Origin of the sequence: Lentzea xinjiangensis (genome assembly GCF_900110955.1) — a bacterium.
Taxonomy (GTDB): domain Bacteria; phylum Actinomycetota; class Actinomycetes; order Mycobacteriales; family Pseudonocardiaceae; genus Lentzea; species Lentzea xinjiangensis.
This window is the reverse complement of sequence record NZ_FOFR01000007.1, coordinates 49,749-74,485: the sequence shown is the minus strand read 5'-3', so window position 1 is coordinate 74,485 and position 24,737 is coordinate 49,749. Positions and strand designations below refer to the sequence as shown.

The 24,737-nt window shown below is 72.5% G+C and carries 25 protein-coding genes; 11 read left to right on the top strand and 14 right to left on the bottom strand.

What is annotated here, in order from left to right; genetic code table 11:
* The first annotated feature begins 41 nt into the window (after positions 1-41).
* Positions 42-971, top strand: coding sequence for an AraC family transcriptional regulator (locus tag BMW88_RS17230; protein ID WP_089951797.1), 930 nt, complete (start codon positions 42-44; stop codon positions 969-971).
* Positions 972-1,081: 110 nt separating this feature from the next.
* Here the strand turns inward: BMW88_RS17230 and BMW88_RS17225 are convergent, their stop codons facing one another.
* A complete protein-coding gene (locus BMW88_RS17225; protein WP_089951795.1) occupies positions 1,082-1,561 on the bottom strand; it encodes a CGNR zinc finger domain-containing protein in 480 nt (159 codons plus the stop codon).
* Between the two features lie 104 nt (positions 1,562-1,665).
* Between BMW88_RS17225 and BMW88_RS17220 the strand changes: the two genes are divergently transcribed.
* A complete protein-coding gene (locus BMW88_RS17220; protein WP_089951794.1) occupies positions 1,666-2,547 on the top strand; it encodes an alpha/beta fold hydrolase in 882 nt (293 codons plus the stop codon).
* Between the two features lie 24 nt (positions 2,548-2,571).
* Here BMW88_RS17220 and BMW88_RS17215 read toward each other — a convergent pair whose 3' ends face one another.
* Positions 2,572-3,204, bottom strand: coding sequence for a TetR/AcrR family transcriptional regulator (locus BMW88_RS17215; RefSeq protein ID WP_089951792.1), 633 nt, complete (start codon positions 3,202-3,204; stop codon positions 2,572-2,574).
* A 73-nt stretch (positions 3,205-3,277) separates the two neighbouring features.
* Here BMW88_RS17215 and BMW88_RS17210 point away from each other — a divergent pair, with 73 nt between their 5' ends.
* Positions 3,278-4,606, top strand: a complete 1,329-nt coding sequence (locus BMW88_RS17210) for an alpha-amylase family protein (RefSeq protein ID WP_089951790.1) — start codon at positions 3,278-3,280, stop codon at positions 4,604-4,606.
* 59 nt (positions 4,607-4,665) lie between these two features.
* On the opposite strand, the gene BMW88_RS17205 is transcribed toward BMW88_RS17210, so the two are convergent.
* Both BMW88_RS17205 and BMW88_RS41900 read right to left on the bottom strand, forming a co-directional pair.
* Complete coding sequence (locus tag BMW88_RS17205; protein WP_089951788.1) at positions 4,666-5,286, bottom strand: CBS domain-containing protein; 621 nt, start codon at positions 5,284-5,286, stop codon at positions 4,666-4,668.
* 9 nt (positions 5,287-5,295) lie between these two features.
* Positions 5,296-5,658, bottom strand: a complete 363-nt coding sequence (locus BMW88_RS41900; RefSeq protein ID WP_177221154.1) for a BON domain-containing protein — start codon at positions 5,656-5,658, stop codon at positions 5,296-5,298.
* A gap of 199 nt (positions 5,659-5,857) precedes the next feature.
* On the opposite strand from BMW88_RS41900, the gene BMW88_RS17195 reads away from it, so the two are divergent.
* Positions 5,858-6,277, top strand: a complete 420-nt coding sequence (locus BMW88_RS17195; protein WP_089951785.1) for a universal stress protein — start codon at positions 5,858-5,860, stop codon at positions 6,275-6,277.
* Between the two features lie 226 nt (positions 6,278-6,503).
* Here the strand turns inward: BMW88_RS17195 and BMW88_RS17190 are convergent, their stop codons facing one another.
* From BMW88_RS17190 to BMW88_RS17165, 6 genes are all read right to left on the bottom strand, one after another.
* Positions 6,504-9,029, bottom strand: coding sequence for a cation-translocating P-type ATPase (locus BMW88_RS17190; protein ID WP_089951784.1), 2,526 nt, complete (start codon positions 9,027-9,029; stop codon positions 6,504-6,506).
* Positions 9,010-9,417 carry a CBS domain-containing protein gene (locus tag BMW88_RS17185; protein WP_089951782.1) on the bottom strand — a complete coding sequence of 136 codons (408 nt, stop codon included), beginning with the start codon at positions 9,415-9,417 and terminating at the stop codon, positions 9,010-9,012. The genes BMW88_RS17190 and BMW88_RS17185 overlap by 20 nt, the downstream gene beginning before the upstream one ends.
* Positions 9,414-9,863 (bottom strand): universal stress protein, encoded by a 450-nt coding sequence (locus BMW88_RS17180; RefSeq protein WP_089951780.1) that lies wholly within the window; start codon positions 9,861-9,863, stop codon positions 9,414-9,416. Before BMW88_RS17180 ends, BMW88_RS17185 begins: the two co-directional genes overlap by 4 nt.
* Before the next feature lie 29 nt (positions 9,864-9,892).
* On the bottom strand, positions 9,893-12,469 hold the full coding sequence (locus tag BMW88_RS17175; protein WP_089951779.1) for a bifunctional acetate--CoA ligase family protein/GNAT family N-acetyltransferase: 2,577 nt from the start codon (positions 12,467-12,469) through the stop codon (positions 9,893-9,895).
* Positions 12,466-12,969: a universal stress protein gene (locus BMW88_RS17170; RefSeq protein WP_089951777.1), complete on the bottom strand. Its 504-nt coding sequence runs from the start codon at positions 12,967-12,969 to the stop codon at positions 12,466-12,468. Before BMW88_RS17170 ends, BMW88_RS17175 begins: the two co-directional genes overlap by 4 nt.
* Positions 12,970-13,200: 231 nt before the next feature.
* Positions 13,201-13,398, bottom strand: a complete 198-nt coding sequence (locus tag BMW88_RS17165) for a DUF1918 domain-containing protein (protein WP_089952171.1) — start codon at positions 13,396-13,398, stop codon at positions 13,201-13,203.
* A 147-nt stretch (positions 13,399-13,545) separates the two neighbouring features.
* Here BMW88_RS17165 and BMW88_RS17160 point away from each other — a divergent pair, with 147 nt between their 5' ends.
* On the top strand, positions 13,546-13,992 hold the full coding sequence (locus BMW88_RS17160) for a universal stress protein (protein ID WP_177221153.1): 447 nt from the start codon (positions 13,546-13,548) through the stop codon (positions 13,990-13,992).
* 126 nt (positions 13,993-14,118) lie between these two features.
* Here the strand turns inward: BMW88_RS17160 and BMW88_RS17155 are convergent, their stop codons facing one another.
* The 3 genes from BMW88_RS17155 to BMW88_RS17145 are packed head-to-tail and all read right to left on the bottom strand — an operon-like array spanning position 14,119 to position 16,273.
* A complete protein-coding gene (locus BMW88_RS17155) occupies positions 14,119-14,994 on the bottom strand; it encodes a universal stress protein (protein WP_089951774.1) in 876 nt (291 codons plus the stop codon).
* Complete coding sequence (locus BMW88_RS17150) at positions 14,991-15,554, bottom strand: CBS domain-containing protein (RefSeq protein ID WP_089951773.1); 564 nt, start codon at positions 15,552-15,554, stop codon at positions 14,991-14,993. Before BMW88_RS17150 ends, BMW88_RS17155 begins: the two co-directional genes overlap by 4 nt.
* Before the next feature lie 26 nt (positions 15,555-15,580).
* Positions 15,581-16,273 (bottom strand): hypothetical protein, encoded by a 693-nt coding sequence (locus tag BMW88_RS17145; RefSeq protein ID WP_089951771.1) that lies wholly within the window; start codon positions 16,271-16,273, stop codon positions 15,581-15,583.
* 130 nt (positions 16,274-16,403) lie between these two features.
* Between BMW88_RS17145 and BMW88_RS17140 the strand changes: the two genes are divergently transcribed.
* Both BMW88_RS17140 and BMW88_RS17135 read left to right on the top strand, forming a co-directional pair.
* A complete protein-coding gene (locus BMW88_RS17140) occupies positions 16,404-16,634 on the top strand; it encodes an SHOCT domain-containing protein (RefSeq protein ID WP_245777857.1) in 231 nt (76 codons plus the stop codon).
* A gap of 79 nt (positions 16,635-16,713) precedes the next feature.
* On the top strand, positions 16,714-17,370 hold the full coding sequence (locus BMW88_RS17135; protein ID WP_089951769.1) for a response regulator: 657 nt from the start codon (positions 16,714-16,716) through the stop codon (positions 17,368-17,370).
* A 6-nt stretch (positions 17,371-17,376) separates the two neighbouring features.
* Here BMW88_RS17135 and BMW88_RS17130 read toward each other — a convergent pair whose 3' ends face one another.
* Positions 17,377-19,050 carry a sensor histidine kinase gene (locus tag BMW88_RS17130; protein WP_089951767.1) on the bottom strand — a complete coding sequence of 558 codons (1,674 nt, stop codon included), beginning with the start codon at positions 19,048-19,050 and terminating at the stop codon, positions 17,377-17,379.
* A gap of 141 nt (positions 19,051-19,191) precedes the next feature.
* Between BMW88_RS17130 and BMW88_RS17125 the strand changes: the two genes are divergently transcribed.
* The 4 genes from BMW88_RS17125 (at position 19,192) to BMW88_RS17110 (ending at position 24,737) form a co-directional block, all read left to right on the top strand.
* The gene (locus tag BMW88_RS17125; protein WP_089951766.1) at positions 19,192-20,208 is read left to right on the top strand and encodes an Acg family FMN-binding oxidoreductase; all 1,017 of its coding nucleotides are present in this window, start codon (positions 19,192-19,194) and stop codon (positions 20,206-20,208) included.
* A 167-nt stretch (positions 20,209-20,375) separates the two neighbouring features.
* Complete coding sequence (locus tag BMW88_RS17120; RefSeq protein ID WP_089951764.1) at positions 20,376-21,068, top strand: universal stress protein; 693 nt, start codon at positions 20,376-20,378, stop codon at positions 21,066-21,068.
* 241 nt (positions 21,069-21,309) lie between these two features.
* Complete coding sequence (locus BMW88_RS17115) at positions 21,310-23,640, top strand: phosphoketolase family protein (RefSeq protein ID WP_089951762.1); 2,331 nt, start codon at positions 21,310-21,312, stop codon at positions 23,638-23,640.
* Positions 23,637-24,737, top strand: coding sequence for an acetate/propionate family kinase (locus tag BMW88_RS17110; RefSeq protein ID WP_089951761.1), 1,101 nt, complete (start codon positions 23,637-23,639; stop codon positions 24,735-24,737). Before BMW88_RS17115 ends, BMW88_RS17110 begins: the two co-directional genes overlap by 4 nt.

Genomic DNA, 24,737 nt, shown 5'->3' with positions numbered 1-24,737 from the left:
TGCAGTCCAGCGTTTCTTATCGATCGTCCAGCATCGGATCGGTGCTCGGGTCAAGCGATCCCATCGCCGCGGCGATCGGCCTGCTGCGACCCCACACCGTCATCGATCCCGGGCTCCACGCCGCCGGGTCGTGGGCGGTGCGGTTCGACGCGTTCCCCCACGTGAAGATGGGCGGCGTCGTGCGGGGCGAGTGCTGGCTGGCGCTCGACGGGCACGAGCCCGTGCTCCTGCAGGAAGGCGACTTCTACCTGCTGAGCGACCCGCCGTCCTACCTGCTGGCCAGCTCCCTCACCGAGGAACCGTTCGCGGCACGGCCGTTGTGGGACACGGCCGCCAACGGCGCGGTGCGCATCGGGCCGGAGTCCGAAGAGGACACCTACCTCTGCGGTGGTTACTTCCGGTTCGACGAGCCCAATGCCGCGCTTTTGCTCGACGTCCTGCCGCGGCTCGTGCACGTCAAGGCGGCCGACCCGCGGAACAGGCTGCTCGCGCACGTGACCAACCTGCTGAGCAGCGAGGTGGAGAGCAACGCCGTCGGCAGGTCCCTGGTGCTGGACCACCTCGCCCAGATCTTGTTCGTGCACGTGCTCCGCGCCCACGCCGACCAGACCGACCGGCCCGCCGGCTGGCTGGGTGCTCTCAACGACGACGGCATCGGCGCCGCACTCCGCGCCATGCACGCGGATGTGGCACACCGCTGGACGCTGGAGGAACTCGCCGGAATCAGCCGCATGTCCCGTTCGGCGTTCGCGGCGGCCTTCAAGAAGCAGGTCGGGACGACGCCGGTGGAGTACCTGATCCAGTGGCGGATGAGCCTGGCCCGCGACGCCCTGCGGCGCAACATCCGGTCCATCTCCGAGCTCGCCGTCGCCACCGGCTACGAGTCCGAGAGCGCGTTCAGCACCGCGTTCCGCCGGGTGGCCGGTGCTTCGCCCAAGCAGTTCCGCGACGCCGCGCACCGGGTTGTGTGAGCCGCACCGGTGACGCCATGTCACTGCGCAGCGGGCGAACGCCGCTCCTGAACCGTGACGGTCTCCCAGTCCACCTCGGGCTACCTGCCGGCCGTGGCCCGCACCGGTGCTCAGCGGGTGCGCCGGTAGTGGCGGCGGGCCTTTTCGCGGTTGCCGCAGACGGCCATCGAGCACCAGCGGGCGCGGTTGGCCCGGCTCCGGTCGAGCAGGAACAACCGGCACCCGTCGTTGGCGCAGGGGCGCAGCCGGCCGGGTAGCTGCTCCTCGGTCGCGGCCCAGGCGAGCACCATGTCGACGGCCAACCGGGCGTGCGGAGGTGCCTCGACCCTCCACCGCAGGCCGTCCGGCGTGAGCTCCGGCACCTGGTGGACGCCTTCGAGCAGCGGGGCGAGCGCGTCGGGGGAGCTCGTTCCCCTCACCACGTCCCCCAGGGCGTCCCGCACCTCGCGCAGCAACGCCAGTTCCGCGAGGCTGCCCTCGCCGCCGCGCTCGCGCGCCCAGCGCGTGCCCGCGGCCGGGTCGCCGAGCGCGTCGCGTTCCTCGCCGTCGACCAGCGGCCTGCTGTTGAGCAGGTCCAGCAGCTCGTTCATGGGCGCCGCCTCTTTCTAACCGGATCGAATCCTTTGACAGGTTAGCTGAACTCGTGCTTGCATGACGTGACGCTAACCAGATCAACCGATTAAAGGGGTTATAGATGAGCCCGGTGCGCCACCGAACCGCCGTCGTCGACGGCCACGAGATCTTCTACCGCGAGGCCGGCCCCGCCGACGCTCCCGCGATCGTCCTGCTGCACGGCTTCCCGACCAGCTCGTTCATGTTCCGCGAGCTCATCCCGCTGCTGGCCGGGGACTACCACGTCATCGCGCCGGACCACCTCGGCTTCGGCCACTCCGCCGCCCCGCCCGCGGCGGAGTTCACCTACACCTTCGACGCCCTCGCCGGATTGACCTCCGGGTTGCTCGACCAGCTCGGGCTGGACCGCTACGCCCTCTACGTGCAGGACTACGGCGCCCCCATCGGCTGGCGCCTCGCGCTGGCGCACCCCGAGCGGATCTCCGCCATCGCCACCCAGAACGGCAACGGCTACGAGGACGGTTTCGTCGAGTCGTTCTGGACCGACGTCTGGGCCTACGGGGCCAACCCCGGCCCCGGCACCGAGCCCGCCGTCCGCACGGCGCTGGACCTCGACGCCATCCGCTGGCAGTACGTGCACGGCGTGCCCGACCCGAGCCTGGTCAGCCCGGACACCTGGGAGCACGACTTCGCCCTCGTCTCCCGCGAGAGCAACGACGAGATCCAGCTCGCGCTGTTCCGCGACTACCGCAACAACCGGCCGCTCTACCCGCTGCTGCACGAGTTCCTGCGCACCAGCGGCGTGCCGGTGCTCGCCGTGTGGGGCCGCAACGACGAGATCTTCGGCCCGGACGGCGCGCGGGCCTTCGCCCGCGACGCCGCGGACGCCGAGGTGCACCTGGTCGACGGCGGTCACTTCCTGCTGGAGAGCCACCTCGACGTCGTCGCGGGCTACCTGCGCGGCTTCCTCGGCCGGGTGCTGGACCGGGCAGCCGGCTCGTGAGCCGCACCGGCGGGGGCGGCCGGGTCAGACCTGTGCGGCGACCACGGCGTGTCCCGAGGCGCGCAGGGCGCCGTCCAGCGCACCGAGGGCCGCCTCGACCACCGTGGACCGCTGCCGCTGCGGGCACCCCGCGCCGAACCAGGACAGGCAGGCGGCGTCGAGGAAACCGAGGTACCCGCGCAGCGCGTGGTCCGTCGGCTCGCCGGCGGAGAGCCCCAGGACGGCGCGCAGCAGTTCCACGTAATGTTCCCGCGTCCGGGCACGGAGCCTGGCCGCTTCGGCCGAGCCGTCGTGCGGGTCGCGCAACGGTGCCGCCCAGCCCTCCCCTGCATCGGCGATGAAGTCGAGGTAGACCTCGATCGAGGAGGACACCCGCGCACGCGGCGTCGCGCCGGGACCGAGTGCGTCGTCGGCTTCGGCCTGGCGTCGCAGCAACGCCTCGACCGCGGTGCGCACGACCTCTTCGTGCAGCCGGCTCTTGGTCGAGTAGTAGCGGTGCACCAGCGCCTCGGAGGCTCCCGCCGCCTCGGCGATGACGGCCATGCTCACCGCGTCGTACGGCGCTCGGGAGAACGCCTCGCGGGCCGCCTCCAGGATCGTCGCACGGCGCTGTTCCGCCCCGAGCCTTTGGCGAGGCCGACGGTCGACACGAGCCACGCATCCCACCCTACCGGCTCGGCTGAGCTACGCTCCGTCTTAGTGAGTCGTACTCAGTAAGGAGCGTGCCCCGATGGCCGACTGGATCCGCCACGCCGTGTGGTGGCACCTCTACCCGCTCGGGTTCGTCGGCGCGCCGGCGCAGGCCGATGCCGGCGCGCCGGTGGCCGAGCACCGGCTGAGCCGGATCGAGGGGTGGCTGGACTACGCGGTGGAGCTGGGCGCCTCGGGGCTGGCGCTCGGCCCGGTCTTCGCCTCGCACACCCACGGCTACGACACCGTCGACCACTTCCGCGTCGACCCGCGGCTCGGCGACGACCGCGACTTCGACGCATTGGTCGCCGCGGCGCACGGGCGCGGGCTGCGGGTTCTGCTCGACGGCGTCTTCAACCACGTCGGCCGGGGGTTCCCGGCTTTCGCCGAGGTCCTGCGACGAGGTCCCGCCGCCCCGACGGCGTCGTGGTTCCACCTCACGTGGCCGCAGGCGTGGCAACCGGGCACCGAACCGGAGTACGCGACGTTCGAGGGCCACCACGGCCTGGTGGCGCTCAACCACGGCGAGCCGGCCGTCGCCGAGCACGTCGCCGCCGTCATGGAGCACTGGCTGGACCGGGGCGCCGACGGCTGGCGCCTCGACGCCGCTTACGCCGTGCCGCCCGAGTTCTGGGCGGAGGTCCTGCCGCGCGTCCGGGCCGCGCACCCCGGCGCCTACGTCGTCGGCGAGGTGATCCACGGCGACTACGCGGAGATCGTGGCCGCCTCCGGCATGGACTCGGTGACCCAGTACGAGCTGTGGAAGGCGATCTGGAGCTCCCTCAACGACGTCAACCTGTTCGAGCTGGCCTGGGCCCTGGACCGGCACAACGACCTGCTGGCCTCGTTCGCCCCGCTGACCTTCGTCGGCAACCACGACGTGACCCGCCTGGCCAGCCGGCTGCACGACGAACGGCACCTCCCCCACGCGCTCGCCGTCCTGTTCACCGTCGGCGGCACCCCCGCCGTCTACGCCGGGGACGAGCAGGCGTTCCGCGGCGTCAAGGAGGACCGCGCGGGCGGCGACGACGCGGTGCGCCCCGAGTTCCCCCCGGCCCCGGACGGGCTCGCCCCGCACGGCTGGGACACCTACCGGCTGCACCAGCACCTGATCGGCCTGCGCCGCCGCCACCCGTGGCTGCACCGGGCGCGCACCAGGACGCTGCACCTGGCCAACGGGCAGCTCTGCCTCGAGGTCCGCGGGGAGGACGCCCGGCTGGTGCTGGCCCTGAGCCTCGACGACCACACCACCGAACTGCCCGCCCCGGAGGTCACCTCGGTGCACGCCGGAACAGCGGAGCTGCTGCGTCCCGGCCGGCCCGACGCGGCCGTGCGGCTGCAACCGCACGGGTGGGCCGTGCTCGGGTAGGGGCGCTGGGGTGGCGCGGCCCCGCTCTCCCGCAGGACCAACGGGGACCGGCTCGGTCGTCAGTTCCCCGCGCGCACCGGTTCGCCGGTGAACCGGACGTCGGTCACTCCCGCGACCGCGCGGACCAGGACCTCGGCCACGTGGCGTTCGGTGGCGTCGCCCACCTTGTCCACAATGGACACCCTGCCGCCGTTCACCGCCACCTGCCAGCGCTGCGCGCCACCGGCCACGCCGAGCCGGTGGCGGATCTCCGCCTCGACGACCCCGTCCGCGCGGGTGATCGAGCGGAGCATGTCGCGGCGGGTCACGATGCCCGCGAGGCGGCCATCGCGCACGACGGGCACGCTGCGCACACCTTGCTCGAGCATCAGGCCGGCGACTTCCGCCAGGTCGGTGTTCGGGTCCACCGCCACCGGCGGTGTCGTCATCACCTGGGCCACCGCGTCCGCCGGTGGCCGGCGGGCCTCGACGGGCTCACCGTGCACGAGCCACCGCGGGTCCTGCGGCAACCGGTTCCGCAGCAGCTCGGCTTCGGTGACCACGCCCACCAGCGCGCCCGAGGCGTCGACCACCGGCAGCGCGGTGAAGCCACGTTCGGCGAGCAGCCGGGCGGCGTCGCGCGCCGGGGTGTCCGGTCCGACGACCACGACGTCGGTCGTCATCACGTCTCGAGTCCTCATGTCACTCCCTCAGCCAAAGATCTCGGTCTGGCGGATACCCGCGGTGTCGTTCCAGCCGCATTCAAGCCGGTTCCGGACGTCGACCACGCCCGGCAGAGCCCGCACGAGGTGCTCGGCGACCTCGGCCTCGCTGCGGCGCTCCAGCGCGCCGCGCAGCGTCACCACGCCACCGGCCACTTCGACGGTGTCCTGGTCCACCCACAGCACCCGGCCGAAGACGTCGTCACGGATCGTCGTGCGCAGCTCGTCGTCCTCGTGCAGGAAGAGCTTCAGCAGGTCGCGGCGGGACAGCACGCCGACCAGCTCGCCGCCGCAGTCCAGCACGAGCCGCACGAGTTCCTCGAACGAGCACCCGACGTCTGCGGTGGTCACCTCACGGGTCATCGGCGAGGCTGCTGTCGCTTCACGCATGACACCCTCCGGCGGCCCTCGGTTCGTTCCCCACCCAGCCTCGTCGGCGACGTGGCGGCCGGACACCTGCCAAGGACGCGGGTGAGCCGGGCGTTCCGGCCCGTGGCAGCAGGACCCAAGGACCCTGAACGCGCGCTCACACCGCCTGCACGCTGGAGCCATGAGCGAAAAGCCACGAATCGTCGTCGGAATCGACAAGTCACCCGCGGCCCGCGCCGCACTGTCCTGGGCGGTGCGCGAGGCCCGGCGCACCACCACCTCGGTGCTCGCGGTCAGCGTGTGCCGGCTGGGCTTCGAGGCGGCCCACAAAGAGGACCTGCGGGCGGCTCTCGACTCGCTGGGGTCCGCGGCGGACGGGGTGGAGGTCGAGCTGCGGACGCCGCACGGTGTTCCGGGCCCGGTGCTCGTGGAGCTGTCGGAGCACGCGCCGTGCCTGGTCGTGGGCGGAACCGGCCACCACAAGCGAGATGTGGTGGTGTTCAGCTCGGTCACGGCCTACTGCCTGCGCCACGCGCTGTGCCCGGTCGTGGTGGTTCCGTTCGACGCGGAGCAGCACGCGGGTCCGTTGATGCTGCCGTGAGCGAGCCGGTCCTGAGTGGACCGGACGTGGGTGGACCGGACGTGGGTGAGCGGGTGGACCGCGGTCAACCGGACGCCACCGCCCGCAACACCCCGCCGTCCCGTGGTGGACCCCTCCCGGGAGCAGGCGAATCCCTGACCGCGATGACGACAAACCCGAAAGGGGCGAGGGCGTACTGCCTTCGCCCCTTTCGCCGAACCCCGCCGGAGGCGGGCGAGATCCGTCCTCAGCCGGCCTTGCCGCGGCGCTGCCGCCACTTCTCCAGCTCCACGACGACGTAGGCCGCCGCGCTCAGCGCGATGACCACCAGCCAGGGCTGCCACCCGAGCGGCGCGGTGTGGAACAGGTCGTTCATGAACGGCACGTAGGTGAGCAGCGCCTGCAAGCCCGCGGTCGTCGCGATGCCCGTCCACAACCAGCGGTTCGGCCCGGTGCTCGGCCGCCACTTCTCCAGCGAGCGGCAGTTGACCAGGTAGGCGATCTGGGCGCCGACGAAGACGTTCACCGCGACTGTGCGCGCGACGTCCAGCGTGGCACCGGACGCGAGCTGCCAGCGGAACGCGCCGAACGAGCAGGCGAGCAGGATCGCGGAGACGAAGACGATGCGGCCGACGAGCTGCCGGGTCAGCAGCGGGAGCGACGGTGGCAGCGGCGGGCGGCTCATCACGTCCGCCTCGCGCGGTTCGAACGCGAGCGTCAGTCCCAGCGCGACGGCGGTGGTCATGTTGATCCACAGGATCTGCACCGGCAGGATCGGCAGTGCCGCGCCGAGCAGGATCGCGGTGAGGATCACCAGGCCCTCTGCCATGTTCGTGGGCAGCGTCCAGATGATGAACTTGCGCAGGTTGTCGAAGACCGCCCTGCCTTCCTCCACGGCGGCGCGGATCGAGGCGAAGTTGTCGTCGGTCAGCACCATGTCGGCGGCCTGCTTCGCGACCTCGGTGCCGCCCTTGCCCATCGCCACGCCGATGTCCGCGCGCCGCAGGGCGGGCGCGTCGTTGACGCCGTCGCCGGTCATCGCGACGACCTCGCCACCGGCCTGGATCTTCTTGACCAGCCGCAGCTTGTCCTCGGGGGCGACGCGGGCGTGGACGTCGGTGATGCCGAACTCGGCCGCGATGGCGCCGGCGGTGGCCGGGTGGTCGCCGGTGATCATCTTGACCTCGATGCCGGCGGCCTGGCAGGCGCGCACGGCCTCGATCGCCTCGGGCCGCGCCGGGTCGTGCATCGCGACAAGGCCCAGCAGCACCACGTTGCCCCGCAGGCCTTCCTCGGACAGTTCGACACCCGCCGCACGCCCGATGGCCAGCACCCGCAGCCCCGCGGCCGCCAGTTCCTCGGCTTCGGCGCACCGGTCCTGCCCGGCGAGGGCGAGCACCCGTTCGACCGCACCCTTGACGTAGACCACGTCGCCCGCGTGCCGGGTCGCCATGAACATCCGGTCGGAGCTGAACGGCAGCACGTCCACCCGTCCCGGCACGTCGGACTCGCCGAGACCGATCTTGCGCGCCGCGACGACGAGGGCGGCTTCCGTCGGGTCCCCGACAGGGCGCCAGCGGCCGCCGTCTTCGACGATCCGCGCGTCGTTGCACGCCAGGCCCGCCAGCAGGCAGTCGCGCAGTGCCGGGGTCGGTGCGGGTGTCACGGCCCCGGTGGGCTCGTAGCCGATGCCCGCCACGTCGTGGCGCGTGCCCGCGGCGACGACCACGTTGACCGTCATCGCGTTGGCCGTCAGCGTTCCTGTCTTGTCCGTGCAGATGACCGTGGTGCTGCCCAGCGTCTCCACGGCGGGCAACCGCCGGATGATCGCGTTGCGCCGCGCCATCCGCGCCACTCCGATGGCCAGCGTCACGGTGACCGCGGCGGGCAGGCCCTCCGGGATCGCGCCGACGGCCAGCGCCACGGCGGCGGTAACCATCTCCGCGAGCGGCTCGCCGCGCAGCACGCCGACCACGACGCTGAAGGCGGCGAGCCCGAGGATCACCACGGTCAGGATCTGGCTGAACCGCGCCAGTTTGCGGGTCAGCGGGGTCTGCACGGTGGTGGTCGTGCTGACCAGCCGGTGCACCCGGCCGATCTCGGTGTCCGCGGCGGTGGCGACCACGACACCGCGCCCTGCACCGGCTGTCACCAGCGTGCCGGAGTAGGCCATGTTGGTCCGGTCGGCCAGGGCGGTGTCCGACGGCAACTCCACCGGGCTCTTCGCCACGGGCACGGACTCGCCGGTCAGCGCCGACTCGTCGACGCGCAGCTCCGCGGTGCTGACCAGCCGCAGGTCCGCGCCGACCTGGTCGCCCGCCTCCAGCACGACCAGGTCGCCGGGCACGAGCTCCGCGGACGGGACCCGTGCGGTGAGGCCGTCGCGCACGACGGTCACCTCGGTGCGCACCATCGCCGTCAGGGCGTCCAGTGCGCGTTCGGCGCGCGCCTCCTGGACGAACCCGATGATCGCGTTGACCACGACGACGCCGAACACCACGGAGGCGTCCACGACCTCGCCCAGCGCGGCGGTGATCCCGGCGGCGGCCAGCAGCACGTAGATGAGCGGGTGGTGCAGCTGCCCGAGCAGCCGCACCACCCAGCTCGGCCCGCGCTGGGCGGGCAGCTCGTTCGGGCCGAGGGCGGCCAGGCGTGCCCGCCACTGGCCGGTGGACAGGCCCGCCGCCTCGTCCGTCTCCGCGATCAGGACGACCTCGGCCACCGGCAGCCCGTGGTGGACGACGTCCGCGCGGTCAGCCGTGGACAGCGGCACGGTCTGCCTCCACGTGGGGTTGCGCGGTGTTCCGGCTGATCAGCCGGAGGACCGAGAGCCTGGTGACCACGCCGGCGATGTGCCCGTCGTCGAGCACGGGCACGCACAGCACCTCGTAGCGGGTCATCGCGTCGAACAGCGTCGCCGCGGGCGTGTCCCGCGTCGCCACGAGCACCGGCTGCGACATCACCTGCTGCACGAGAGGCGCTTGGACGCCCTCCTTGCCGCGCGCCACGTCCGTCCTGGTCACCACGCCCAGGAACACGCCCTGGTCGGCGACGGGGAGCATGGTCAGGCCGAAGTCGTCCATGAGGCCGCCGGCGTGGCGGGCGAAGTCGCGCGGGCCGACCGTGACGAGCGGGCGGACCATCGCGTCGGCGGCTTTCATCGCGTGCTCTCCGCGAGCTCGCGGTCGTTCACCGGGATGACGACGATCGGCGCGTGCGCGTGCCGCACGACGTGCATGCTCGTCGAGCCCAGGACGATCTGGCGGATCCGATGCCCGGTGTGCGAGGCGACGACGAGCATCGCGGCGCCCTCCGAGGCCCGCTCGAGCACCTCGGCGGCGTCGCCGCTCAGGCTCCTGCGGACGATCTCGGGCAGCTCCTCGCGCCTCTGCGCGGCCACCTGCAGCGCCTTCTCGATCACCGCCTCCGACTCGGCCTGGGCCCGCTGCGCGCTCGTCTCGGTCCAGTCGGCCAGTGCCTCGTAGGTCCAGGCGTTGACGACGTGCAGCGGGCAACCGCGCACGACGGCCTCGTCGAGGGCCCAGTCCAGCGCCAGGCCCGACGCGGGCGTTCCGTCGATGCCCACCACGATCGGCTTGCTGCTCATGGCTCTTCTCCTCGGTCTTCCGGTTCGGGTCAGGTGGTCCGCAGGCGGCGCAGGAAGGGGTCGGGGTGCTCAGCCGGTGCGACGCGCACTCGCGCGTCCACGACGAGACATCCCGTTCCGGTCAGCACCAGGGGGTTGATGTCGAGCTCCGCGACCTCGGGCAGGGCGCCGGCGAGCGCGGCGACGCGGAGCAGCACCTGCCGGACCGCCTCCTCGTCGGTGCCGGCGAGGACGTGGCCCGCGGCGCGGAAGCCGTGCAGGAGGTCGTCGGCGTCCGCTGTGGACAGTGGCGCCAGTGCCGCGGCGCGGTCGTCGAGCACGTCGGTGTCCACCCCGCCGAGGCCGGTGACCACGAGCGGTCCGAACTTCTCGTCGGTGACCACACCCACCAGTAGTTCCCGGCCAAAGGGGGCCATCGGCTGCACGAACACGCCGCGCAGCCGGTCGCCGAAGCGCTCCTGGAACCCGCGGACGGCCCTCGCCACGGCGTCCGGGCAGGAGACCCCGAGTTCGACGCCCCCTCCCCTGCTCTTGTGCAGCAGGTCGTCCGCCATCGCCTTGAGCGCGACGGGCGCGTCGTAGGCCTGCTGCGCCGCGACCGCGTGCTCGGCGGTGGTGGCGAGCGTTCCGCCCAGCGCCGGCAACCCGAACGCGGTCAGCAACGACACCACCTCGTCCGGCGGCAGCCAGCCCCGCCCCTTCGCCACGACCGCCCGTGCGGCGTCGAGGTCGATCCGGCCCAGGCGGGCGAACTCCCGGGGACGGGCCAGCCAGTCGGCGCGCTCCACCAGCCGTGCGAGTGCCGCGGCGGCGCGGGCGGGCTCGGCGTAGCAGGGCACCTGGCCGTGCAGCAGTTCGGTCTGGCCGGTGCGGGCCGCCAGCACCGGTTTGCCGTCGAGGTCGTGCACGCCACCGGTGGGGTCGCCCAGAGCGGTCGGCACCGTCACGGTGATCACGGCGTCGACCGCCGGGTCCGCGCCGATGACGTCGAGGCAGCGGGCGAAGGTCTCCTCGTCGACGACCGCGGTGGTGTCGACCGGGTTCTGCACGCTGGCTGTCGCCGGCACCAGCCGCTCCAACGCCTTGCGGGTCTTCTCACCGAGCACGGCCATGTGCAGGCCCTGACGGACGCAGGCGTCCGCGGCCAGCACACCGAGCCCGCCGGCGTTGCTCAGCACCGCGACCGACCGCCCGCCGGGAAGTGGCTGGCGGCTCAGCGCCAGCACGGCGTCGGTCAGCTCGGGCACGCTGTCGACGGCGATCACGCCCGCCTGGCGGAACAACGCGTTCCTGGTGACCGACGGCGTCGCGGTCGAGGCGGTGTGCGAGGCGGCCGCACGCCGGCCCGCCTCACTGGTGGCCGCCCGGATGGCGAGCACCGGCTTGGCCGCGGCGACCCGACGGGCGATGCGCGCGAACTTGCGCGGGTTGCCGAACGACTCCAGGTACAGCGCGACGATCCGGGTGTCCTGGTCGTGCTCCCACCACATCAGCAGGTCGTTGCTGCTGATGTCGAGCTTGTCCCCCGTCGACACCAGGCTCGACAACCCGAGGCCGAGACGACGCAGCTCCTCCTGCACACCGATCGCGACACCGCCGGACTGGGTGACCAGCCCGACGCCACCCGCGAGCGTGCTGCCGGGCGCGAACGTGGCGTTCATCCGCACCGCCGGCGCACTCGTCGACACACCCAGGCAGTTCGGACCCACCAGACGCATGCCATGCGCACGAACCGCCTTCAGCAGTTCCTCCGCGTCGACACCGGACGAGATGACGACCAACGCCCGCACACCCCGGCGACCACACTCCTCGGCGACAGCCGGGACGACCTTCGCCGGCACGCACAACACCGCCAGCTCGGGCGCCTCCGGCAGCTCACCGACCGAGGCGTAGCAGTCGACGCCGGCCACGGACTTCGCGTGGGGGTTCACCGCGTACAGGTCGCCGGTGAAGTCGCCCTCCACCAGGTTGCGCAGCACCCCGTGGCCCACCGACGCCGGTGACCGGCCCGCGCCGATCACGGCGATGGAACCGGGCCGCAGCACGTGTGTCAGGCTCGCGACGTCGGCACGCGACTCCCGTTCGCCCACCGCGTCGAGGTAGTGGTCACCGGGCTCCAGGACGAGCTCGACGTAGATGACCTCGCCGTCGGGCACGATCGAGGTGACCAGCCCCAGGTCGGTGAACACCCGCAGCATCCGGCCGTTGATCGTGAGCACCTCGGCGGTGAACCGGCGCACGCCCCTGCTCCGCGCCAGTGACGCGAGGTGTTCGAGCAGCAGGGTGCCGACGCCGTGCGCCTGCTCGGCGTGCGACACGACCAGCGCGACCTCCGCGAAGTCCGTCGCCCGCACCACCACGTAGCTCGCGGCGCCCAGCAACCGATCGCCGCGGAACGCGCCGAGCACGACGTGGCGCGGGGCGTCCGGCGAGACCATCCGCTCGACGAAGTCCTCCAGCTGCCGCGGCGACGTGCTGAAGAACCGCAGGTACTGGTCCTCGACCGGCAGTCCGCGGTGCAGGGCGAGCAGTGCCGGAACGTCCTCCGCCCCGAGCTCGCGCACGGTGACGACCGAGCCGTCCGTCAGCAACGCCGCCGCGTTCACAGCAGCGGTCCGGGAGTCAGCGGCGCCGCCGCGGCGACGGAGGCGTGTTCCCGCTCGGTCTTCGGCGCCCGGATCACGACGACCGGGCACGCGGCGTGGTGCACGCAGTGGGCGCTGACCGAGCCGAGGACCGCCTCGACGATCGCGCTGTGCCCGCGGTTGCCGACCACGAGCAGCTCCGCGTCCCGTGAGGCCTCGACGAGCGCGTCCCTCGGGTCGCCCTCGACCAGAACCCGGCGGATCCGCACGCCCTCGACCCCCTCGACCACGCGGTCGAGCGTCTTCTGCGCGGCGGCTTTCACCGCCTGCGGCGTCATCTCCACCAGCAGCTCGGCGGGCAGCGGCCCGATCACCACGCCGTAGTCCGGGTGCCACGCCGAGACCACGTCCACCGGGCAGCCACGCCGCCGCGCGTCCGCCACGGCCCACCGCAACGCCGCCAGGGAGGCGGGTGATCCGTCAACTCCGACCACCACGGGCCGGGACTCGTTGTCGCTCATGCACTTCAGCCTCGCGGGCCGGGCCGCCGCCGGTGAGTGGCCGCGGTCCCACGCCGTTCGGGACCTTGGTCCCGGCCTGCCGGGCCGTGACCACCGGGTATGCGCGCGACCCGGCCGACGGGCTCGATGACGGTGTTCGTGGCGGGCATCGCGGTGTGCACCGGCATCGGCTGCGGTCGCCACCTGAGTGCGCCTCCGCCGGTTCTTCCGCGTGCGCAGCAGTGCCACGGCTCAGCTCGCGCGGATGCGTGCCGCCTCGTCCTCCGCGGTGACGACGTGAGCGTCCGGGCCGGGGAACACCAACGCCTCGTGTTCGGTGTCGAGCCACCGCACGACATAGGGCGGGCCGCCGTCCTCGTGCCTGACCTCCGCGATCAACCCGCGCCGTCCGCTCGGCTCCACCAGCCAATCGCCTGCCTTCGCCTTCATGGCGTCCTCCATCCCGTTGGTGCGGTCGAGAGTTCGCCGCGCACGTGCGCGCCAGCAGTGCGGATCGGCTCATCAGGCTGATGACGTTGGTCTCTGCCAGTGCTCGCGATCCGGCGGCCACGCTGGTCTTGAGCGATGGGAGCAGCCATGAGGACACCTGTGATCCTGGTCGGCGTCGACGGTTCGGCGGAGTCCCGCGCGGCACTGCGCTGGGCGGTCGAAGAAGCGCCGCGCCGGGGTGCCAGGGTGGAGGCGGTGCTGAGCTACCACCGCGGACCAGCGGTCGTGCCGGCCGTGCCGATGGGCCTCAACCCGTACGGCGAGATGCCGCACCGGCACCCCGCCCGCGAGCTCCACGAGGCGGTGCGGCAGGTGCGCGCCACGGTGCCGAACGCGGCTGACGTCGCCGAGTGCGTCGTCGTGGGCGACGCCGCCCGGCAACTGGTCGAAGCGTCCAAGCACGCCGCGTTGCTGGTGATCGGCACCCGCGGGCGCGGGGCGGTCCGCGAGTTCCTCTCGCAGGGTGTCGCCGCGCATTGCCTGCGGCACGCCGAATGCCCGGTCGTGGTCGTTCCACCGACCGCGGGCCGATGACGGACGACCACAGCGACGGCAATCTCGAAGGCCCGCCCACCTCGTCATGAACGCCGGACAGGGGCCAGGCTGCGGTTCGCCGGCTTCCCCTACGTAGACGAAGGGGAAGTCGGCGGACCACGCGGCTTAGTCGGGGCGCACGATAGCCAACGGGCACGGCGCGTTGTAGACGAGTGCCTGACTCGTCGAGCCGAGCAGCATGCCGGCGAACCCGCCGTGCCCGTGGCTGCCGACCACCACGAGCTGAGCTTCAGCCCCGTACCGCATCAACGCGCGCACGGGCCGGTCCCGCACGACCACCGGGTGCACCCGCACGTCCGGGTACTTCTCCTGCCACCCGGCCAGCCGTTGCGCCAGCAGCCTGCGTTCGTCGGCTTCGACCTGGCCCCAGTCGACGGTGAACCGCGAGGCGGTGTGGACGCTCTCCACCATGAAGTCCTGCCAGCACATCACCACGGTGAGCGGGGCACCGCGCATCGACGCGGTCTCGAAGGCGAACGCCAGCGCGGCCTCGCTGGTCGGCGAGCCGTCGACACCGACGACAACCGGGCCGTCGGGGACGGCGGTGCCCCGGACCACGACGACCGGGCTCTTCCCGTGCGCGGCCAACGCCAAAGCCGTAGAACCGACGATCATGCCGGTGACCGTGCCCAGGCCCTGGGAGCCGACCACCACGAGGCGCGCGGACTTCGACTCCTCGATCAGCAGCGTGGTGGAGCCGCAGCACACGACCTCCGTCGTCACCTCGACCTCCGGTGCCGCCGCCCTCGCGGCCGCGGTGGCCTCCTCCAGCTTGTCCCGCCCCAGGTTCTCCATCGCCTGGCGGATCTCGGTGCCGGTGAGGATGATCTCGGGGTAGCCGCGCGTCGGCAGCACGTAGGCGTGCACCAATCGCAACGGCACCTTGTGCCGGGCGCACTCCCGCGCGGCCCAGGTCACCGCGAGCAGCGCGGAGGCGGAGCCGTCGATGCCGACGACGATCGGGGCGGATGGGGCTTTCATCGTTGTCCTCCAGTCAGAACGCGGGTGCGCAGCACTCCCGGCACCGCGTCGGCGAGTGCGACGAGGACCCGGTCGGTCTCCTCGTCGGTGGTGGCGGCGCCGATCACGGCTTCGCCGTCGTGGACGGTGACCGTCCACTGGCGACCGCCGCCGTAGGCGTCCAGCACGCGCTGGACTTCCGCCGTCACCGTCGTGTCGGCGCGCGCGAGTGCGCGGACCAGGTCGCGGCGGGTGACGACGCCGATCACCGCCGTGCCGTCGACGATCGGGACGCACCGCCTGCGGTCGTCGATCATGGCGCGGGCCAGGACCTCGGCGGGTGCGGCGGCGTCCATCGCGACGGCGGGGGTCGTCATCACGTCGGCGACCACGGCGCCACCGTCTTCGAGGTACTTGCCGCGCACCAGGTCGGCCTCGGTCACGATGCCGACGAGGCGCTTGCCGTCGACGACGGGCAGCGCGGTGAACCCGTGCGAGACCATCAGCGCGGCCGCGCCCTTGAGCGGAACGGCCGGTGTCACGGTGATCACCGGACTGGTCATGATGTCGCGAGCACGCATGGCGGAGCTCCCTTCCGGCTTCGACATTAGGAATCGCGACGGCCGGAAGACGCAGCCGTAGGTCCCGTGCCGGCCGGGCCCTTGGCACCGACGATCGCCAGCGCCTGCGGGAAGCCGGCGAGCTCGTGCCGTTCGATCAGGCCCGCCCGCCACTCGCGGCGGTGCACCAGGTGCACGACCGGCCGGACCGCCACCCCCGCACCGCGCCCGGCCAGCACGGCGGCCTGCAACGCCGCGCCGCCGCGGACGTGGTCCGGGCGGCGGTCGCCGGTGGTGAGCACGACCAGTTCGTGGCCGCCCAGGGCGTGCAGCTCGGTGCCCGCCCAGCGGTTGGCCCACCCGAGGGCGTGGGCGTCTCCCCCGCCGGAGGCGTCGGCGAGCCGGATCGCCCGGTGCAGGCGGAGGTCCTGCGGATCCGGCGCCTGGCGGCGGTCCGTGCGGACGACGGCGAGCAGGTGGGGGCTCGCCTGGTCGGTCGGGAACACGACGTGCGGGTGCCAACCGGCGTGCCGGACGGCGAGCACGACGTGTTCCAGGGCTGCGCCGCACGAGAGCAGCCGGTCGAAACCGAGCGGATCGTGCCCGGAGCGCCGTCCTGGCTCGAACAGGTAGACCGAGCGGCCGTGCAGCTCCACCGCCCACGGGCGGTCCGCGCTGTACACGGGCGCCTTGCCGGCCGCCTCGACGATTTCCGCTGCTTCTGCTGGGTTCCACCGCACACCACGACGATTCCGCCGGACCGCGCGGCGCGGACAGGGCGGACCTGCCCTCGTGGCACGGGCCCTTGGACCCTCCGCGCGGTCACCCGACTCGATCAGCCTGGAGGCAACGACGACGGAGGAGATGAAGGTGGACTGGTACCACGGCAATCCGATGGGCTGGGGTGGCGCGGCGATGATGGCGCTGGACCTGCTGTTGTTCCTGGCCGGGCTGACCGCCCTGGCCGTGGTGCTGCTGCGCCGGCGCCCGAACAGCCCGCGCGGCGGCTCGGCGACCCGCATACTGGACGAGCGGCCGGCGAGGGACGAGGGCGGCACCGAGGAGCCCGACCGGGTCCGGAGGACCCTCGATTCACGGTGACAGGGTCTTAGGTCCCTGGGTGCCACCGGCCCGCGCGGGAGACCATGATCGCGCAACGGTCGAGGAGAGGTGGTCGCAAGTGGTGTCGCGTGTCTTCCTGGTGGACGACCACGAGGTCGTCCGGGTCGGGATCAGGGAGCTGCTCAGCGCCTCTCCCGACCTGGAGGTCGTCGGTGAGGCGGGCTCGGTGACCGAGGCGCTCACGATGGTCCCGGCCGCCAACCCGGACGTCGCCGTGCTGGACGTGCGGCTGCCCGACGGCAACGGCATCGAGCTGTGCCGCGAGCTGCGCTCACGTCTGCCCGAGCTGAACGTGCTGATGCTCACGTCGTTCACCGACGACGAGGCGCTGTTCGACGCGATCATGGCCGGTGCGTCCGGGTTCGTGCTCAAGCGCATCGTCGGCACCGACCTCACCGCGGCGGTCAAGACCGTCGCGGCGGGACAGTCGCTGCTGGACGCCCGCTCGACCGCCGCGCTGCTCAACCGCATCCGCCGCGAGCGCGAGCAGGGCGACCCGGTCCGCGCGCTCACCGAGCAGGAGCGCACGGTGTTCGACTACATCGGCGACGGCCTGACGAACCGGCAGATCGCCGAGAAGATGTTCCTCGCGGAGAAGACCGTGAAGAACTACGTCTCCCACCTGCTCGCCAAGCTCGGCCTCGAACGCCGCACCCAGGCCGCCGTGCTCGCCTCGCAGCTGCGCAAGCCCAACCACGACAACGAGACCGGCTGACACCGGTCAGTCCAGCGGCACCCGCCACGTCACCCGCGTGCCGCCATCCGGTTCGTCGCCGACGGTGAGCACGCCGTTCAGCGCGGTCGCGCGCTGTTCCAGGTTGCGCAGACCGCTGCGGGCGACCTCGGGTGGCATGCCCACGCCGTTGTCGACCATGGAGATGATCAGGGAGTCGCCCGCCTCGACGGTGAGCGTCAGCTCGGTCGCGCGGGAGTGGCGCAGGGCGTTGCTGACGGTCTCGCGCACCACCGCCTCCGCGTGTTCCCCGATGTAGTCGGGCACCAGGCTGTCGATGGTGCCCGACATGCGCACCGCGGGGGTCAGCTCGGCGCCTTCGGTGAGCTCGGCGACGACGTCCAGCAAGCGCCTGCGCAGGCCGGTGTCACCGGAGTCCGCCTGCAGGTCGAAGATGGAGGTGCGGATCTCCAGCACGGTCTGGTCGAGCTGGTTGACCGCCTTCGTCACCCGCCTGCGGACCTCGGGGTGGGTCACCCAGGTCAGCGCGCCCTGCAGGCTCATGCCGGTGGCGAACAGCCGCTGGATCACGTGGTCGTGCAGGTCGCGGGCGATGCGGTCGCGGTCCTCCAGCACGTCGACCAGGCGCTTGGCGCTTTGGTTCTCGGCGAACTCGATCGCGACCACGGCCTGGTCGGCGAACGACGCCAGCAACGGCATCAGGTCGGCGCCGAACGGGGCCGCGTCCTTGTCCCTGACCGCGACCAGGACACCGGTCACCGTCGTGCCGGCCCGCAACGGGAGCACCACCGCGGCACCGGTCTGCACGGCCAGCTCACCGAGCCGGCCGTCCACGTCCTCGATCATCGCCGGCGCGCCCGTCTCCACCACCTCGGCGAGCACCGGTGCGTCCGCGGGGAAGTGGCCGGGTGCCCCCTCGGCACCGGCCTGCGCCGCCCGGCGGAGCTGCTCGCCCTCGACCAGCAGCACCGCGGCCCAGGAGGCGGAGGACAGCTCGACGGCCCGCTGGGCGATGAGCTGCAACGCGTCGTCCGCGGTCGCTCCGGCGAGGAGCTGGGCGTTGATCTCCGCGGTCGCTTCCAGCCACCGTTCCCGCATGCGCGAGCGTTCGAACAGGCGGGCGTTCTCCACCGCCACACCGGCCGCCGCGGCCAGCGCCTCCAGCACGACCTCGTCGTCGGCGGTGAAGTCACCACCACCGACCTTCTCGGTCATGTAGAGGTTGCCGAACACCTCGTCGCGCACCCGCACCGGAACGCCCAGGAAGCTGTGCATCGGAGGGTGGTTGGGCGGGAAGCCGACCGAAGCGGCGTGCTCGCTGATGTCGTGCAGCCTGATCGCCCGCGGATCCTTGATCAGCAGCCCGAGCAGGCCCTTGCCCTCCGGCAGGTGCCCCATGTGCGCACGGGTCTCGGCGTCGATGCCCACGTAGACGAACTGCGAGAGGTTGTGCCGCGAGCCGAGCACGCCCAGCGCGCCGTAGCGGGCGCCCACCAGCTCCACGGCCGCCTGCACGATGCGCTGCAGCGTCGAGTCCAGCTCCAGCCCGGCGCCGACCGCGAGCACGGCGTCCAGCAGGCTCTGCATCTTGTCCCTGGTCGATCCGATCTCGGCGAGCCGGTCCCGCATCTCGTCGAGCAGGTCGTCCAGCCGCAAACCGCCCAGCAGGCTGCGCGCCGGTGCGTTCTCCGATCCACCCATGGATCAAGCTTTTCACGCGGGTGCGGCGTCGCCAACCGGTCCCGGTCAGGTCGGGACCTTCGATGGTGGGGCGGCCCGGCGGCGGCACGGACAGTGTGAGGTGCAAGTGGTTCCACCTGGCAACACGACGGGGTGAAAGACATGGCAGAAGTGGTGGCGGCTCTCGGGTTGGGGCCGGAGCAGATCGAGAGCGTGCTCACGGCCGCTTCGCTGGCGCCATCCGTCCACAACGCGCAGCCGTGGCGGTTCCGCGTCCGGCACGACCGCATCGAGCTGCACGCGGACCCGGACCGCAGGCTGGCGGCGACCGACCCGGAAGACCGCGAGCTGCGGCTGTCCTGCGGTGCGGCCCTGTTCAACCTGCGGCTGGCCCTGCAGAGCGCGGGGGTGCGACCGCTGGTGTCCATGTTGCCCGGCCGCGACGCGCCGGGCGCGCTCGCCGTCGTGCGCCACGGCGGCCGGCTCAAGATCGACGACGAGCAGCGCGGGCTGCTCGCGGCGGTGTCCCGGCGCCACACGAACCGCAGGCCGTTCCTCGAAGCCGCCGTCGACCCCCGTCAGCGCCACGCCCTGGTGCGCGCGGCCGAGCTGGAACGCTCCTGGCTGCACGTCGTCACGACACCGGTGGACCGGGCACAGCTCAAGAGGTTCGTCCGCCAGGCGCACGAGATCCAGCTCGCCGACGAGGGCGTCCAGGCGGAGCTCGCGGCGTTCACCGGCCACCGTCCCGGCGCGACGGACGGCGTTCCGCTCACCTCGGCGGGCGTGCGCCCGGAGATGCAGGACGAGTGGGCGTTCCGCGACTTCCACGGCCCCGAACGCCGCCCCGGCAAGGACTACGAGTCCGACCCGCTCGTCGTCGTCCTCTGCTCGTTCTACGACGGCCCGCTCGGTGAGCTGCAGGCGGGGCAGGCCCTGCAGAGGGTCCTGCTCACCGCGACCACCCGCGGGCTGTCCGCGTCGTTCCTGTCGCAGCCGGTCGAGGTGCGGCGCGTCCGCGAGGACCTGCGGCGCGCGCTCGGCGGCATGCTCGTGCCGCAGACCGTGCTGCGCCTGGGCTTCAGCACGCCGGTGCCGCCCACACCCCGCCGTCCCGTCTCCGAGCTGCTGATCCGCTCCGACGAGCACGCGCCGGTCAGGGGCGTGTGGCACCGCTGACCGGCGCACCGATCGTGGTTCTCCACCTCCGCACCGCGGCCGGGGTCAGCGTGCGGCGGTGCGGCGGATCGCGGCAGCAGGCCCCGGCGACGACAGGACCTTGGTCCCGCCCGACTCGCCTCCTCCCGCCCTGCCCCGGGGTGAGCGCACCGGGCGATCCTCGACACATGGAACCTGTGGTGATCCTCCAGGACGGTGTCAGAGGCGACGGCGACGCACTGCGGTGGGCCGCTGCCCACGCGCGGCTCGTCGGGACGAACGTCGAGGTACACCGACCGCGCGACGACTTCCGCGCCCAGCTCGTCGTCGTCGGCTACCGGGGCCCGCGGACCTCGGCTCTCGGTCTCGGTGACCACGTCCTGCCGCTGCTGACCACCACGGGCTGCGACACGGTCGTCGTCCGCAGCGCGCCCGCGGCGGTCGATGCCGCGCACCACCACATCACCGCGCTGGTGAGCGGTGGTCCCGGTGACGGCCGGGTGCGGCGCCACGCCGCCGACTTCGCCCGGCGACGTGGTGCGGCCCTGCGGGTGCTGCACGCCGCGCCGCGGCCCTTGGTCCGCTGCGGTTTCGAGGCGGACCACTCGCACGTGCTCGCCCGTGCGTCGGCGACGCTGAACGGCTTCCCCCACCACGCGGTGCTGATCCACGCCCAGCCGCACGAGGCGATCGCCCGGTGCACCGACACCGACCTGGTCGTCGTCGGTTCCGGTGACTCGCACGAGAGCGGCACCGTCACCAAGGCGGCACTGCACCACGCGCCGTGCCCGGTTCTCGTGGTGCACCAACCGGTTCTGGGGGCGCATCACGGCCGTGTGGTCGTTCCCGCTCCTCGCCGACCGGTTCGCGCCCAAGGCTGACTTCGGCCGCGTACAACGCCATCGCGAGTCCGTTCGGAAGCGTGCGGGAGTGCCGCCGGGATGCCCGGTCGCCGGAGCCGGCCGCGCCACCGCCACCGGCACGGCCGCTCGGGGCGACCAAGGGTCCGAAGTGCCGGTGCCGGCGGGACCTCGGTCCCGGCCGCCCCGGACCGCGCGCCCTGTTCCGCGCCCGGTCCGGGCGGCAGCGTGGGGGACAACAGACCCGAGTGAGGAGCGCGAGATGTCGAACGCCGACCTGTCGCTGGTCGACGCGTACTGGCGAGCCGCCAACTACCTGTCGGCCGGCCAGATCTACCTGATGGACAACCCCCTGCTGACCGAACCGCTGGCGCCGGAGCACATCAAGCCGCGCCTGCTGGGTCACTGGGGTACCACGCCGGGCCTGAACTTCGTCTACGCGCACCTCAACCGGGTCATCCGGGAGCGCGACCTCGACGTGCTGTTCGTGACCGGCCCCGGCCACGGCGGACCCGCGCTGCTCGCCAACACCTGGCTGGAGGGCACCTACAGCGAGACCTACCCGGACGTGCCGCGTGACGCCGAGGGCATGCGAAAGCTGTTCCGGCAGTTCTCGTTCCCCGGCGGCGTGCCGAGCCACGTGGCCCCGGAGGTGCCCGGCTCGATCCACGAGGGCGGCGAGCTGGGCTACTCGCTGGCGCACGCGTTCGGTGCGGCGTTCGACAACCCGGACCTGGTCGTGGCGTGCGTGGTCGGCGACGGCGAGGCCGAGACCGGGCCGCTCGCGGCGAGCTGGCACGCGGGCAAGTTCCTCAACCCCCGGCGGGACGGCGCGGTGCTGCCGATCCTGCACCTCAACGGCTACAAGATCGCCAACCCGAGCCTGCTGGCCCGCATTCCGCACGACGAGCTGGACGCCCTGCTGCGCGGCTACGGGTACGCGCCGTTCTACGTGGAAGGCGACGAGCCGGAGGCGATGCACGCCCGTATGGCCGAGGAGCTCGACGAGGTCTTCGACGAGATCCGCAGGATCAAGGAGGCGGACGAACGGCCCGTCTGGCCGATGATCGTGCTGCGCAGTCCGAAGGGGTGGACCGGACCGTCGGAAGTGGACGGCAAGCCGATCGAGAACACCTGGCGCTCCCACCAGGTTCCCCTCTCCGGCGTGCGGGACAACGCCGAGCACCTGCGGCAATTGGAGGCGTGGCTGCGCGGCTACCGGCCGGCCGAGCTCTTCGACGAGCGGGGAGCACCGCGGCCCGAGCTCGCCGCCCTGGTCCCTGACGGTGCCCGCAGGATGGGGGCCACACCGCACGCCAACGGCGGGTTGCTGTTGCGCGAGCTGAAGATGCCGGGAGTCCGCGCCCACGCCGTCGACGTGACGAAGAACGGGAGCACGCACTCCGAGCCGACCAGGGTGCTCGGCCGGATGCTCAGGGACGTCGTGGAGCTCAACTCCGGCGCGCGGTCGTTCCGGATCTTCGGGCCGGACGAGACCGCGTCCAACCGGCTCGACGCCGTCTACGACGTGACCGGCAAGCAGTGGCAGGCCGAGACGTTGCCGGTGGACGAGCACCTGGTGCACGACGGCCGGGTGGTGGAGGTGCTGTCCGAGCACCTGTGCCAGGGCATGCTGGAGGGCTACCTGCTCACCGGCCGGCATGGGTTGTTCAACTGCTACGAGGCGTTCATCCACATCGTCGACTCGATGTTCAACCAGCACGCCAAGTGGCTCAAGACGCACAAGAAGCTGGAGTGGCGCAGGCCGGTCGCGTCGCTGAACTACCTGCTCAGCTCGCACGTCTGGCGACAGGACCACAACGGCTTCTCGCACCAGGACCCCGGCTTCATCGACCACGTGATGAACAAGAAGGCCGAGGTCGTCCGCGTCTACCTGCCGCCGGACACCAACACGCTGCTGTCGGTGGCCGACCACTGCCTGCGCAGCAAGGACTACGTCAACGTGATCGTCGCGGGCAAGAACGAGACACCGGACTGGCTTTCGGCCGAGGAAGCGGCGTTGCACTGCGCTCGCGGCGCCGGCATCTGGGAATGGGCGAGCAACGACGACGGTGTCGACGAACCCGACGTCGTCCTCGCCTGCGCCGGTGACGCACCCACGGTCGAGGTCCTGGCCGCCGTCTCCTTGCTGCGCCAGCACCTGCCGTCGCTGCGGGTGCGCGTGGTCAACGTGGTGGACCTGATGCGCCTGCAACCCGACACCGAGCACCCGCACGGCATGCCGGACCGCGAGTTCGACGCCCTGTTCACCACCGACAAGCCGGTGATCTTCGCCTACCACGGCTACCCGTGGCTCATCCACCGCCTGACCTACCGCCGCACCAACCACCGCAACCTGCACGTCCGCGGCTACAAGGAGGAAGGCACCACCACCACGCCGTTCGACATGCTCGTGCTCAACGACATGGACCGCTACCGGCTCGTCATCGACGTGATCGACCGCGTGCCCGGGCTCGGCCCCAAGGCCGCCCGGCTCCGCCAGCTCATGCAGGACCAGCGCACCCGCCACCACCACTGGATCCGCGAGCACGGCGAGGACCTGCCCGAGGTGCGCGACTGGACGTGGCAATGAACGTCCTCGTGGTGAACGCGGGCTCGTCGAGCCTGAAGCTCCGCGTCCTCGGCGAGGACGACACCGTCCTCGCCGAGGAGCACGTCGAACGCTGGTCCGGCGGCGACGAGACCGGCCCGCTGGAGGAGTTCCTGAGCGGCGCCCCGTCCGTGCAGGCGGCCGGGCACCGCGTCGTGCACGGCGGACCCGCCTTCAGCAGCGCCACCGCGATCGACGACGACGTGCGCGCCGGGATCGAGGCGCTCACCCCGCTCGCGCCCCTGCACCAGCCCCGCGCGCTCGCCGGCATCGACGCGGCCAGGCGGCTGTTGCCCGGCCTGCCGCAGGTCGCCTGTTTCGACACCGCCTTCCACACGACCATGCCGGCGGCCGCCACGACCTACGCCGTGCCGGCCGCCTGGCGCCGCAAGTGGGACCTGCGCAGGTACGGCTTCCACGGCCTGTCCCACGCCTACGCCTCCCGGCGGGCAGCCGGGCTGGCGGGCAGGACCGGTGCCAGGGTGGTGAGCTGCCACCTGGGGTCCGGAGCGTCGCTGGCCGCCGTGGCGAACGGGCGGTCGGTGGACACGACGATGGGCTTCACCCCGCTCGCGGGCCTGGTGATGGCCACCCGCAGCGGCGACGTCGACCCCGGCCTGCTGCTGTGGCTGCACCGCGCCGGGCTCGCGCTCGACGACCTGGAGGAGGGCCTCGAACACCACTCCGGTCTCGCCGGGCTGTCCGGCACCGGCGGAGACCTGCGCGACGTGCGCGAGGCCGCCGGGAACGGGGACGAGGACGCTGTCCTGGCCCTGCGGGTGTACGTGCACCGGTTGCGCCAGGGCATCGCCGCCATGACGGCCTCCCTCGGCGGACTCGACGTGCTCGTGTTCACCGGCGGCGCCGGCGAGCACGACGCCGTGCTCCGGGCGGACACCGCCGCCGGTCTGGCGTTCCTCGGCATCGACCTCGACACCGGCCGCAACGCGGAGGTGCCGGCGGACGGCCGCGTCAGCCGGGACACCTCGGCCGTCGACGTCCGGGTCGTCGAGGCGCGGGAAGACGTCGAGATCGCCGCGCAGACCCGCGCGCTGGTGACCACCACCGACCGGGGGTAG